General features: G+C 46.3%; 6 protein-coding genes. 3 read left to right on the top strand and 3 right to left on the bottom strand.

Features of this window, described 5'->3' with window-relative positions:
- Positions 1-109: 109 nt before the first annotated feature.
- From QZL64_RS08390 to QZL64_RS08380, 3 genes are all read right to left on the bottom strand, one after another.
- Entirely contained in the window at positions 110-1294 is a 1185-nt protein-coding gene (locus tag QZL64_RS08390) for an SAM-dependent methyltransferase (RefSeq protein ID WP_021841549.1), read from the bottom strand.
- A 435-nt stretch (positions 1295-1729) separates the two neighbouring features.
- On the bottom strand, positions 1730-2926 hold the full coding sequence (gene megL, locus QZL64_RS08385; RefSeq protein WP_021841548.1) for a methionine gamma-lyase: 1197 nt from the start codon (positions 2924-2926) through the stop codon (positions 1730-1732).
- Between the two features lie 249 nt (positions 2927-3175).
- Positions 3176-4126: a LysR family transcriptional regulator gene (locus QZL64_RS08380; protein ID WP_021841547.1), complete on the bottom strand. Its 951-nt coding sequence runs from the start codon at positions 4124-4126 to the stop codon at positions 3176-3178.
- Between the two features lie 422 nt (positions 4127-4548).
- On the opposite strand from QZL64_RS08380, the gene QZL64_RS08375 reads away from it, so the two are divergent.
- The 3 genes from QZL64_RS08375 to QZL64_RS08365 all read left to right on the top strand — a co-directional run bounded on the left by QZL64_RS08375 (position 4549) and on the right by QZL64_RS08365 (position 13621).
- Positions 4549-5799: a hypothetical protein gene (locus QZL64_RS08375; protein ID WP_296309490.1), complete on the top strand. Its 1251-nt coding sequence runs from the start codon at positions 4549-4551 to the stop codon at positions 5797-5799.
- A 214-nt stretch (positions 5800-6013) separates the two neighbouring features.
- On the top strand, positions 6014-9544 hold the full coding sequence (nifJ, locus tag QZL64_RS08370) for a pyruvate:ferredoxin (flavodoxin) oxidoreductase (RefSeq protein ID WP_021841545.1): 3531 nt from the start codon (positions 6014-6016) through the stop codon (positions 9542-9544).
- A 423-nt stretch (positions 9545-9967) separates the two neighbouring features.
- The gene (locus QZL64_RS08365) at positions 9968-13621 is read left to right on the top strand and encodes a PD-(D/E)XK nuclease family protein (protein ID WP_021841544.1); all 3654 of its coding nucleotides are present in this window, start codon (positions 9968-9970) and stop codon (positions 13619-13621) included.
- Positions 13622-13684 lie beyond the last annotated feature (63 nt).

The raw sequence follows: 13684 nt of genomic DNA, 5'->3' as shown, positions 1-13684 counted from the left end.
TTTCGAGTGTCTACTTGACGGGTAGCAGTTCACGGTGAGCAGGGGTTTTGTGTTTATGTTTTAGTTATTAGTGGGGTACCACGTTTTATTAGGGTTATAGGACATTTCATTAATACCAACGAGTCATCGGTAAATCATTGTTGATGCCCTTGGTAGCTAGTATCTGATGTAAGTCCATCATGCCGTTGGCAAAAGCAGCGGCACAGCCGTTAAGGTATAAATCCCACATGCGGATGAAGCGTTCGTCGAATTTTTGGCGAATGGTTGGGAGCTGGGCACGGAAGTTCTTATCCCATTCTAATAAGGTTTTATTGTAGTGCATGCGGAGGTTTTCCACGTCCAAGATGTGGAATTTATCGTCCGTCATATCGGAAATCATTTCACGCAGGCTTGGTAGCATACCGCCCGGGAAGATGTATTTGCTCATCCACGCATCGCCCGGTTTTTCATCCATACCGCTGATGAAATGGAGGAGGAAAACGCCACCTTCAACGAGAACGGAGTCTACACAGTCATTGAATAATTGATAGTTTTCACGGCCCACATGTTCAACCATACCGACGCTCACAACGCGATCGAATTCTAAGCCCGATTTTGGTAAATCGCGGTAGTCCATGAGCTTCACTTCGAGGTAATCTTCCAAGTGGTTTTCCTTGATACGTTCTTGGAATTTTTCATACTGTTCATGGCTGAGCGTAATGCCGGTGCCCTTGATTTTGTATTTTTTAGCCGCTTCGAGGAGTAAATAACCCCAACCACAGCCGATATCTAAGAGGCGCATGCCTTCTTTTAAATACAGTTTGTCTAAAATGCGATGGATTTTATTCATCTGTGCTTCGTAAAGAGTCGTATTCTCATCTTCGAAGTAAGCGCAAGAGTACTGCATGGTTTCATCGAGCCAAAGGGAGTAGAAGTCGTTACCGATATCGTAATGGCTCTGCACTTCTTCCGCTTGGTGCTTCTTGGTAAGCGGATTGTGGGTTAGTTTGGTGAGTACGTCGCCGGCCGTGGAGAATTGATCCATTTGGCCGAGGAAGTGGTTCAACGCGAAGTATAAATCGCCTTCAATTTCTAAATTGCCGTCCATGTATGCTTCGCCGAGAGCGATGGATGTACTCGTCATGAGCTTGTTTGCGGGAATGGGTTCCTTCATATCTACTGTAAAAAGAGGTTCCCCTTCGCCAATTATATATTCATTATCTTTAAATTTTACTTTAAAAGGATTGGCATCGAATCGTTTTAAGAAACTAATCATTGCCTTTTCCTCTATTTTTTTACCTAAGTTGCCTAACATCTCAAGGTACCTCCTTATTAAAATTTTGACTAGCTTGTTTTTATATACTAAAACTTTAGATGTGAAAAGTCAAACAATTTGGCGGTTGTAATATGTAATAATAGATATAGAAAATATAAATAGATGAAAATATTTTTATTGTGTTATTATAAAGAATAATTAATAATGCCCTTACCTGAAATCGCGAGGATTACAGGCAAGGGCATTATAGTAATTGAGAGTTCCTATCTACTACATAGTGTTTAATGAAATAAGGTTATTAGTTTTTAAATATAATGAGCGAATAGGAATACCAAAATTCACGCATCGTTAAGGCTGACAATTTGCCGGTGCCGACCTTATCGCAAGTGTAAAAGGAGGCGTGAAGTTTTGCTGTTAATTTGAAGTGATTACGTTAGGATGCTGATCTTAATTGCTGATTGTGATAATGTTGAACTATTTAGCTATTTGGTCCAAAGCTTGGGCTAAATCGGCAATGATATCGTCCGCATCTTCGAGACCTACGGATAAACGCACGAGGCCTTCGCTGATGTTGGCAGCGGCCAATTCTTCTTTCGTGTAGGTGGAGTGCGTCATGGACGCTGCGTGTTCGATGAGGGTTTCCGCATCGCCTAAGGAAACGGCTAAGCGGCAGAGCTTAACGCTGTTCATAACAACGGCTCCTTCTTTGACACCGCCTTTTAATTCGAAGGATACCATGCCGCCCGGTAAAGCCATTTGCTGTTTAGCCAATTCATATTGCGGGAAGCTGGAAAGACCCGGATAGTTTACGGATTTAACAGCCGGATGGGTTTCGAGGAATTGAGCTACTTTCATAGCATTGGCGCAATGACGTTCCATGCGGATGGCCAACGTTTTAAGGCCGCGGGCTACGAGGAAGGCATCAAACGGGCTGAGTACGGCACCGGTCATGTCTTTGATACCGTATAGGCGAACTTGCGTTAAGAAGTCGGCGGAGCCGCATACAAAACCGGCAATGACGTCACCGTGACCGTTTAAGTATTTGGTAGCGGAGTGAACCACTACATCGGCGCCTAAAGACAATGGTTGTTGGATGTAAGGTGTGCAGAAGGTGTTGTCAACAACAACGAGACAATCGGCCTCTTTATGGCTGATTTCGGCAATCGTTTTGATGTCTACGATTTTAAGTGTCGGGTTAGCCGGCGTTTCCAAATACACGACTTTAGTATTTAGTCTGAAAGCTTTTTTCACAGCGTCTATATCGCTCATATCAACGAAAGTTACTTCAACGCCCATGCGGGTCAAGCCGTGGTTAAGAAGGGCGAAGGTGCAGCCGTACAAGGTGTCACAGGCGATAACATGATCGCCCGCTTTCAGCGCCGTCCACAAGGTGGCGGAAATAGCCCCCATGCCGGATGCGGTGGACATACAAGCTTCGGCTCCTTCTAAAAGGGCTAACTTCTCTTCCAACTGCGTGTTGGTCGGATTGCCTAAGCGAGAGTAGATATAGCCCCCTTCTTCGAGGGCAAAGCGACGACCGCCCTGTTCGGCAGAGTCGAAAACGAAGGTAGAGGTTTGGTAAATAGGGGCTGTTAAAGCTCCAAATGTATTAGGCGCTGCGCCGCCGTGAATTGCTTTAGTAGAGAATCCCTTGTTTTTTAAATTTTCCATGTTATATACCTCCTAAAAGTAAGTCTTTTTAAAACGGACAAGTTATTGGGAACACCGTTTATTTTGAGGTCAGTGTAACATGGATAGTTCATGCTGTATAATATCCCTTGGAGTGTATTTACCATGCATTAAAACTATATCTAAATTAATTGATTTGCAGTAAGTAAATAGAGCCACCGGCAGGGGCCGATGGCTCTTTGATATAAGAAATCTGTGTTATTGTTACAGCTTAGGCTAGGAAAGAATCATTTAGGCCTCGTTTTTTAGAGGTGCAAAAACGGGATGGCTTAAGGAATCAATGGAATCTTCCAGGAGCTCCACATAATCTGTCATAGCCGGCGTCATATTGGTGTTTTTTAGTTTTATCCAGCCAATATTGATAAGGTCCAGGGAGCCTTCCAGCGGAATGGATAAAATACGGTCTTTGGTAATGTCCGGCAATAGGCAACCACAGCCGATGGTAAAGGCATCGGTGCAGGCTAAGAGGCGTAAAATAGTGGAGCGGTCGGATACGACGAGGGAGCGATTGTCCTGAAGACCGCGGACGCTCACCTCTTCGGCATACTGATAGGAGTCATTGCCCTGGTAGTATTTGATATACGGATAGTCCTGCAGATCCTCTACGGTGAGGGCACCGGCGTTTTTTAACGGATGATTATGACCGATATAGACGCAAGGCGGGAATTGACGAAGTGGCGTAAACTCAATGCCTTTTTGCGCAAAAAGACGTTTCATAAATTTATTGTTGCTCCGTGACAGATAGAGAATACCCAGTTGGCTTTTCCCTAAGAGGACGTTGTCGATAACTTTGGATGTGCGACATTCGTTAAAAACGATGGTATAATCGGAGACTTTTTTCAAACGTTTTACAAAATTCGTGAGTGCTTCGATGGAGAACATGTAGTGTTGGGCCGACACGGTAAGGGTGAGCCGATTGTTGATGCTGTCCTGATTAAAGTAGTTGTTAAGGCCGTTGACCTGCTCGAGAATGCGATGGGCGTAGTCTAAAAACTCAAGGCCTTCAACGGTGAAGGAAACACCGTGGCGCGTGCGTTCCAGTATGGTAATGTCGAATTCCTTTTCCAGGTCTTTAATGGATTTAGAAAGGCTCGGTTGCGCAATGAATAAACGCTGGGCCGCCAGTGTAATAGATTGGCATTTGGAGATTTCGACTAAGTAACGCAATTGTTGTAAGGTCATAAGGACGCCTCCCAAGTGACATAGCTTTAAACTATAGTATCAACACTTAATTAAGTATTTCACAGTGTATTTTTAACATGTTATGCTGAACCTATATTAAGTACCGTTAGACGTCTCGGTACTTCCCTCATACATAGTTAACTATAACAGGTATAAAACACGGGATTATAGGTATATAAGACTTTTGTTAAGGTATATTACTGAGTTGATAAATAAATTGAATTATATGACCATTTTATTGTAACAGGGAATGCAAAAAAAGTCATGCTTTATCAGAATATATACTATGAGAAATTGTACTTATATGTCATAATGTATAATTAGAGGAGGTTTTCATGAATAAGGAAATTCAAGTTGAGGCGACGCTTACGGCTGTCGGTGAACCGGTTGCTATAGGGATGAGCAAAGCGGCCAGAGCCGGTATGAGCGACGCTGAGTGGCGTGAAGCCACCCGTTTTGACAGTACTGACTGGGGTTGGATTATCATGAGTATCGGCATGGCTATTGGCGCCGGTATCGTGTTCTTGCCCGTTCAAGTCGGTATTGTAGGGGTGTGGGTGTACTTGTTGGCAGCGGCCGTGGGGTATCCGGCGCTCTATTTGTTCCAGCGCTTATTCGTTAATACCTTGGCGGTATCGCCGGAATGTACGGATTATCCGTCCGTTATTTCTCATTATTTGGGTAAAAACTGGGGTATCTTCTTAGGCGCGATTTATTTCGTTATGATCGTCATCAGTATCTTCGTGTACTCTACGGCGATTACCAATGACAGTGCGTCCTTCTTATACTCTTTTGAGGTAACGGACACGATTCTATCGAGTAATCCGTTCTACGGGTTAGGTGTTATTTGTTTATTGGTGGCCATTGCGGCCCAAGGGGAGAAGATTCTTTTCAAAGTATCCACCGGGCTGGTACTTACTAAGTTACTAGCCATTATCGTGTTGGGGCTCATCATGGTAAGCCATTGGAATTTGGCGAATGTTCCGGCCTTACCGAGCTTGTCCGATGCGCTCTATCAGGCGTTTACCATGTTGCCGTTGACGCTCACGTCGATTCTCTTTATTCAGACGTTGAGTCCTATGGTAATTTCCTATCGCTCCTATAATAAATCGGTGGATGTGGCTTGGCACAAATCCTTGCGAGCCATGAATATATCGTTCGGCGTTCTATTCGTGACCATCTTTTTCTTTGCCATTTCCTTTAATTTGGCCATGAGTCATGAGCAAGCCGTTATGGCGGCCAGTCAAAATATTTCCGCCTTGGCTATTGCAGCGAGTGAAATGGACGGCGATACGGTGAGAATTTTAAGCTTATTGCTTAATATTTTCTCGATTATGACAGCCTTCTTCGGCGTATTCCTGGCATTCAAAGAATCGTGTCAGGGGATTGCCATTAATTTGTTAAAACGTGTGTATGACGAAGATTGCATTAATCGCAAAGCGATTGCTTGGGGTACCTTGGTATTTGGTGTATTGGTCGCTTGGGGCGCCATTATTCTGAATATTCCCGTACTTCGTCTCTTAACGTGGATGGGCCCGATTATGGGGATTATCGGTTGCTTTATACCAACTTATTTGGTATATAAACTAGATTTCCTGGCTCGTTTCAGAAGTCCAAGTCTTATGTTTATCATAGCAGCCGGCATCTTGCTCAGTATTTCGCCGTTTTTCTAAAAAATTCACTACGGAGTGTTAAGGGTTCATTAGTAACAATTTAATTAAGCAGTATCTTAGCAGTACAAGAAGTAAATAGCAGTAAATTAGCAGTAAATTGCAGGACCGAATCAAGAGAGAGCTTTTGTTTAGCGTGAAATCAGTTTCCAACAGCGACAACTGCATATGAGATATGCAGACGCAACTATATAAGTATATACCGGGAGGCTTTACTATGCGTAAAATGAAGACTATGGACGGCAATCAAGCCGCTGCACACATTTCCTACGGGTTCACCGAGGTGGCCGCAATTTATCCGATTACTCCGTCATCACCGATGCCGGAACACGTGGATGAATGGGCGGCTAACGGGCGTAAAAATGTGTTCGGACACACTGTTAAGGTAGTAGAAATGCAATCGGAGGCCGGCGCAGCCGGTGCCGTGCACGGTTCATTACAGGCCGGGGCGCTGACCACTACCTACACGTCGGCACAAGGCTTGCTCTTGATGATTCCTAATTTATATAAAGTGGCCGGTGAATTATTACCAGCTGTATTCCAAGTGGCGTCGCGTGCTTTGGCGACGCATGCGTTGTCGATTTTCGGCGACCACCAAGACGTAATGGCTTGCCGTGCCACCGGTTGCGCCATGCTCGCCGAATCGTCCGTGCAGGAAGTTATGGACCTTAGTGCGGTTGCTCATTTATCGGCGATTAAAGGCCGCATGCCGTTTATCAATTTCTTTGACGGCTTCAGAACGTCTCATGAAATTCAAAAAATTGAAGTGCTCGAATACGATGAATTGGCACCGCTCCTCGATCGGGATGCCCTCAAAGCATTCCGCAAACGCGCGCTGACACCGGATGCACCGGTGACGCGCGGTACGGCGGAAAATCCGGATGTGTACTTTACTCATCGTGAAGCGTCCAATCCGTTCTATTTGGATATTCCGAGCATTGTTGAAGAATACATGGCTGAAATCAGCAAACTCACAGGCCGTGAATACCATTTGTTCAACTATGAAGGGGCACCGGATGCTACCGACGTCGTAGTTGTGATGGGCGCCGGCGCTCAGGTAGCCAATGAAACGGTGGAATACTTACGCGAGCAAGGCCGCAAAGTTGGTGCCGTTAATGTCCATCTTTTCAGACCGTTTGCTATGGATCGTTTCATCGAAGCCTTGCCTAAGACGGTTAAACGCATTGCCGTACTTGACCGCACGAAAGAACCGGGCTCCATGGGCGAACCTTTATTCCTCGATGTGCAGGCCGCCATTGCCCGTGCTAAACTGGATATTACCGTTGTGGGCGGTCGCTACGGCCTCGGTTCCCGTGACGTAATTCCGGCCGATATTGTAGCCGCCTTTGATAATTTGGCAGCCGCCGAACCTAAAGCTGAATTCACGCTTGGTATAGTGGATGATGTGACCGGTTTATCCTTGCCTCGTCCCTATAATGTATGGATTGATGCCTCTCACATTACGGCTTGTAAGTTCTGGGGATTCGGTTCCGACGGTACGGTTGGGGCCAATAAGACGGCCATCAAGATTATCGGCGATAACACGGATATGTACGCGCAGGCTTACTTCGATTATGATTCTAAAAAATCCGGCGGCGTGACCATGTCGCATTTGCGTTTTGGCAAAAAGCCGATTAATAAACCATATCTCGTAACACGACCTACGTTTGTAGCCTGTCATCGTCAGGCCTATGTAAATGAATACGATATTTTACAAGGCATCGAAGAAGGGGGCACCTTCTTATTGAACTGCACTTGGACGCCGGAAGAACTTTCTGAAAAATTACCGGCTGCCATGAAGCGGACCATTGCCAATAAACATCTTAAATTCTATATCATTAATGCGGCGCAGATTGCGCAAGACATCGGGCTCGGCGGTCGCATCAACATGATTTGTCAGTCCGCCTTCTTTAAATTGGCCAATATTATTCCGATTGAAGAAGCGGTGCAGCACTTGAAAGATTCCATCGTTGCCACTTATGGTAAAAAAGGTCAGTCCGTTATTGATATGAATATGATGGCTGTCGATAAAGGGGTTAATGCCATTGTGCCGGTAACAGTGCCGGCTGACTGGGCTGATGCGGTGGATGCTCCGGTAGCTGAAACTCAGGAAATTCCTGAATATGTACAAAATATTTGCCGTCCGATCAATGCGCAAAAAGGCTATGATTTACCGGTTAGCACCTTCATGGGCTACGAAGACGGTACGTTACCGGCCGGTTCGGCTGCTTATGAAAAACGCGGCGTAGCCTTATTCGTACCGCATTGGCACAAAGAAAATTGTATCCAATGTAACCAGTGTGCTTTTGTTTGTCCGCATGCAACGATTCGTCCGGTATTGGCTACGGCTGACGAAGTGGCGGCCGCTCCGGAAGGTTTTGAAACAATTCCGGCTATGGGCGCCGGCGACTTACAGTTCCGTATCTCCGTATCGCCGCTTGATTGCCTCGGTTGCGGCAACTGCGTACAGATTTGTCCGGCTCCTAAGGGTAAAGCCATTACCATGAGCCCAATCGATGACGAGTTACACTTGGCCGATGCTTGGAATTATGGTGTAAACTTACCGACTAAAGCGAATCCGATGAAGAAAGAAACGGTAAAAGGCAGTCAGTTTGAAGTACCGCTTCTCGAATTCTCCGGTGCCTGTGCCGGTTGCGGTGAAACACCGTATGCCCGTCTTGTTACGCAGCTTTTCGGTGATCGCATGATGATTGCCAATGCGGCCGGCTGTTCCTCCATCTGGGGCGGTTCCATGCCGACATCTTCCTATACGGTTAACCAGGCGGGTCAAGGTCCTACTTGGGCAAACTCCCTCTTTGAAGATAATGCGGAATTCGGCTACGGCATGCGCGTAGGAACCACGAAGATTCGTGAACAAATCGGTGAATATGTAGCAACCGCTATCGATGAATGCACGGCGGAACAGGCTGAATTAAAAGCCGCGCTTAGCGATTGGAACGAACATCGCGAGCAGGGCGCCGGTACACGTGAACGATCCGCTCGTTTGGTAGCGTTGCTTGAAAAAGTGGCTGAACCGACTAAAGCTATGACGGCGATTTTAGAAGAAAAACAATATCTTGCTAAACGTTCGCAGTGGATCTTCGGTGGCGACGGCTGGGCTTATGATATCGGCTTCGGCGGTCTCGACCATGTACTTGCGTCCGGCGATGATGTAAATATTCTCGTATTCGATACGGAAGTGTACTCCAATACGGGCGGTCAATCTTCTAAAGCAACGCATACCGCGGCAGTAGCTAAATTCGCAGCCAGCGGCAAGCGTACGAAGAAAAAAGACCTCGGCATGATTGCCATGTCTTACGGCTATGTATATGTGGCTCAGGTGGCTATGGGGGCCGATAAAAATCAGCTCCTCAAAGCGATTACGGAAGCGGAAGCCTACCCTGGTCCATCCCTCATTATTGCCTATGCACCATGTATCAACCACGGTATTAAATCCGGCATGGGCACGACGCAGGAAGAATCACGTCGCGCCGTAGCGGCCGGCTATTGGGATCTCTATCGCTACAACCCTGCTTTACGCGGCACTGATAAAAATCCGTTCAGCCTCGATTCGAAAGAACCGACTGAAAGCTTTAGAGATTTCTTGATGGGCGAAGTGCGTTATGCCTCGCTTAAACAGACATTCCCTGAAGTGGCGGAAGAACTCTTTGCCAAAACAGAAGAGGATGCCAAAGAACGTCGTTTATCCTACGTACGTATGCAAGAAAGTTTGGCACCGACTAAATAGGCTTGAATCGAATGGAGTTTGAATCAAATAAGGTTTAAATTAAATGAGATTCTGACTCTAATAAGATTTGATTTTAATAATCTAAATAAGGTTTGACACTCATAATGTAGCTATATATTTTATTTATATAGAATGTAGTAAAACCTCCAAGGAAACTGCACGAATGGGCATTGGGGCCCCATATTCGTGCAGTTTCTGTTTTATGCATTAATGTAGTTGCTGTATAATTGAAAGCATTTTCTTAATCTGTTTCATTTTCTGAGGCGATAGATACTTGTAGTTTGAAAAATTTGGTTGTCTTATACCAAAGGCAGCTATGATATATTTATATATGAGAGTATAGAGTTATATTTATGATTAAGAGTATAATTATATCAGTAGAGAATCTAGATGAAATATACCGCTGTAGGAAGGAGTGAAAGTATGGCACTTTCGGTCTATGTAGGACGGGCCGGCACGGGCAAAACACAGGCCTGCTTTGAGCATGTGAAGCAAGTTATCGAGTCAAATCCGGGCGAGCCTATTTTATACATCGTACCGGATTCGGCGACCTATACGATAGAACGAAGCTTGGCAGAATTCATGCCACAAGGCGGTTTTACCACCGTTCGCGTAGTGGGTTTTAGCCGTTTGGCGTACCAGATATTTCAATCGGTAGGGATGGTGCGCGAATCAGGTCTGTCGGACATTGGGCAAAAGTTATTGCTTCGTTTAATCATGAAACGGGAGCAGGGCAAACTGGAATTATTGGGGCAGTCGGCTAAGCAACCTCATTTTGCCGATGTATTGCAGGGACTCATCAGCGAATGCGATTCATTCCGCGTGGATGCAGCCGATTTGAAAAAAGGGGCTGAGCAGGTCGAATCTATGGTATTGCAGCGTAAGCTTCAGGAACTTGCTCATATCATGGAAGCGTACCAAGAAACATTGGCCACCACCGGTGTTAATACGGCTAATCGTTTGGAAGAGCTCATGGAGGTATTACCAAAAAGCCCGTTAATCCATAATTCCCATGTGATTGTGGACGGCTTTCATTGGTTTACACCGATTCAAATGGAACTTTTATATGAGCTGTTTACATTGGCAAAAGACAGCATTTTGACCATCACCTTACCGCCGGACCTGGCGAAATTACAGGTGCCGCCGCAAAAATTACGACTGTTCGGGCGCCCTCATTCCGTATTTGCAGATGTGATGAAATGGCATGCTTCGCAAAAAGATGCGATAGAGCTCGTGGTGCGGACTTTTGATAAAAATTATCGCTTTAAAAAGCCTGTCTTAGAGAGTTTGGCAACGCGTTATTTTAACTCACCAATCAAAGATAATAATCAAGAGGCCGTATTGCCTGTTACGGTGGCATACAATCGAGCTCGTGAAGCCGATGCCGTATGTCGGCAGATTTTGGAAGCGATGGAACAACCGAATCGGCGCTGGCGGGATATTACCATCATGCTTCGTGAGTCGGAGACCTATGGCGATATTTTGGAAAAAACGCTGAAACGTTACGAAATTCCTTACTTCTCGGATCGCCGCCGACCTATGGTGAGCCATCCTCTAGGTGAGTTTTTACAGGGCTTATTGGAAGTGGTACGTCGGAATTTCGATCATGATGCGGTGTTCCGTTTGTTAAAAACCGACTTCTGGCCGCTCACTCGTTCCGCTGTGGATGAATTGGAAAATTATTGCCTCGAGTTTGGTATTCGGGACTTCATGTGGCTCAAAGACAGCTGGCCGTATGAACGGAAAAACCGTTTTGACAGCAGTGACGATGATGATACGTATGATGAAAAAATCGCAGAGGAAATCGGAGCGAGTGCAACAGCTGATGCTACTGCAAAAGAGGATCCTGAAGTTGATGCAGCAGTAACGGATGTTAATCCTGTATCGACCGGCGATAGGTTAAATAGCACGATTTCTGATGAACTCATGCAGGGAAATACGGAATCTGCGCGCCGTATGCGTGTCAATGCGGCTCATAATCTAATTATGGCCGAGCTACGTCCTTTCTGGGAATTTGCCAAAGAGGAACACACCGGTTATGAATGGTGTGAAGAGCTTTTCTTGTTGATGAGTAATGTGGGCGTGCCTGCTCGCTTGGCACAGTGGGCTACTGATGCGGAAGCGGCCGGTGATGCGGAAAGTGCGGCCGCTCATGAGCAGATGTATAAACGGGTTATTGCTCTTTTTGACGAGATTATGAGTTTGGAATTGCCCGATACGATGACGACGGCGGAAGTGGCGCTGCTTTTGGAAGAAGGGTTAGAAGAAGTATCCTACTCGTTAGTGCCCCCAAGCCTTGACCATGTTATGGTGACCACTGTGGAACGCGGTTATACGCATGAAAGCGATATCGTCTTTTTAATGGGCCTCAATGACGGCGTATTCCCGCAACGTATGGGCGATGAAGGCCTTCTGAAAGATACGGAGCGCGAAGCCTTGAAGGCCGCCGGCGTTACCTTAGCGGAAGGGGCTTTAGTGCGCGCTTTTAATGAAAACTTCTTGCTCTACTTGGCTTGTACGCGTAGTCGTGAGGAACTTCATATTTCCTATGCCGGTTCCGATGAAGAAGGGGCCGCCTTGGAAAGCAGCCTGGCTATTAAACGTTGGCAGCAGTTGGGTTATACGGCCGGTTCCAAGGGAGCGCCGCTTACCATTCCGGAGGGCCAAGAGCCGGACTATATTTGGCGGCCGTTACAGAGTTTATCCTTATTGGCCGGCCAGATGGGGACCGTGGCGCAAGACGGCGATTTAGCGCCGATTTGGCGTAGCGTTTACGATTGGAGCCTTGACGGTCAGTACCGCGAAGCTTTACGGATGGCCACCCGTGGCGTTATGGACTCTAACGATGTGCCCGTAGTGGACCGTGAGGTGGTGCAGGCTTTATTATTCCAAAACGAAGCGTTAAGCGGCTCCGTCACGCGTTTGGAAAAATATCAGCAATGCCCGTTCGCTTTTTATGCCCGTTACGGTTTAAGTTTGGAAGAACGGCCGATTAAGCAGTTCGGCGCCCCGGAAATCGGGATTTTTCTCCATGAAAGCTTGCGCTCCTTGGGTATGACACTTTTAAAAGAAAAACGTCAATGGCGTGATATAAAACCGGATGAAGAAGCGGCGCTTTGCGAAGCGGTAGTGGCTGAAATCAGTAAGGAATTGCAGCTCGGCGAAGAAGGCGATGTGTATGAAACGGTACTCCAACAGCGTTTGGAATCGACCCTCAAACGGACGGTAAATCGTCTTACCGATTGGTCGCAAAAGAGCAAATTCAACACGCGCTATTTGGAAAAGAGCTTTAGCAGTTACGGCGGTGCCGGTCACTGGCCGGCGGTGAAAATATCGTTGGGTGACGAGTCGTATATTCAACTTATCGGTCAGCTCGACCGCGTCGATGAGTGGCAGGATGAGGCCGGTAAAACCTACGGTCTCGTAGTGGACTATAAGTCGGGCTATGCGGAAGTGACGGCATCGGATGTGTATTATGGCCTCAAATTGCAGCTCGTAACCTATCTCTTAGCCCTCGAACGGGCACAGCGAAGCGATCAAATTGAACCGGCTGCCTTGGTATATACGTATGTAAAAAATCCACGAATCAGCAAGAGTAGTGTCCTAACCGAAGAAATGGCATCTGAATTGGTGAAAACCGATACAGGCCTTAAAAATGACGGTTATTTTACAGATAATGTGGAGTTATTGGCGAATATTGACGAAACGGTGGTGGCTGGTAAATCAACGCCATATGTACCGATTCGTATTAGCGGCAATGGCACATCGATTCATGGTCAAGATAAACGAAAGACCAAGTCGCCACAAGACTTTAAGGCGCTTACCGATTATGCGGCACGTGTGATAGGTAAGGCAGGGCAGCATATTTTGGCCGGGCATTTCCCGGTGAGTCCGTACAATTTGGATAATAAGTACATTCCTTGCTCCTATTGTCAATATAAGGCGTTATGCCGTTTTGAAAATACCCGTAATAATTATCGTTATATCAACAAAATAGACGAAGATGTAGTGTTGGCTAAAATGGCGAAAGGAGACGATGTATATGAAGTGGACCGACGCTCAACAAGCGGCGATTGATGCACCAAAGCCGGGCTCGCTCGCTTCACAGACCTTGCTCGTAGCGGCGGCTGCCGGCTCCGG

Source organism: Veillonella sp. CAG:933 (assembly GCF_000431435.1).
GTDB lineage: Bacteria > Bacillota > Negativicutes > Veillonellales > Veillonellaceae > Veillonella_A.
The sequence above is the reverse complement of the archived record's forward strand: the minus strand, read 5'-3'. Positions and strand labels throughout refer to the sequence as shown.

Coding starts and splice junctions, on each gene's coding strand:
- nifJ (WP_021841545.1), top strand. CDS start 6,014: ATGCGTAAAATGAAGACTATGGACGGCAATCAAGCCGCTGCACACATT.
- megL (WP_021841548.1), bottom strand. CDS start 2,926: ATGGAAAATTTAAAAAACAAGGGATTCTCTACTAAAGCAATTCACGGC.
- QZL64_RS08365 (WP_021841544.1), top strand. CDS start 9,968: ATGGCACTTTCGGTCTATGTAGGACGGGCCGGCACGGGCAAAACACAG.
- QZL64_RS08375 (WP_296309490.1), top strand. CDS start 4,549: ATGAGCGACGCTGAGTGGCGTGAAGCCACCCGTTTTGACAGTACTGAC.
- QZL64_RS08380 (WP_021841547.1), bottom strand. CDS start 4,126: ATGACCTTACAACAATTGCGTTACTTAGTCGAAATCTCCAAATGCCAA.
- QZL64_RS08390 (WP_021841549.1), bottom strand. CDS start 1,294: ATGTTAGGCAACTTAGGTAAAAAAATAGAGGAAAAGGCAATGATTAGT.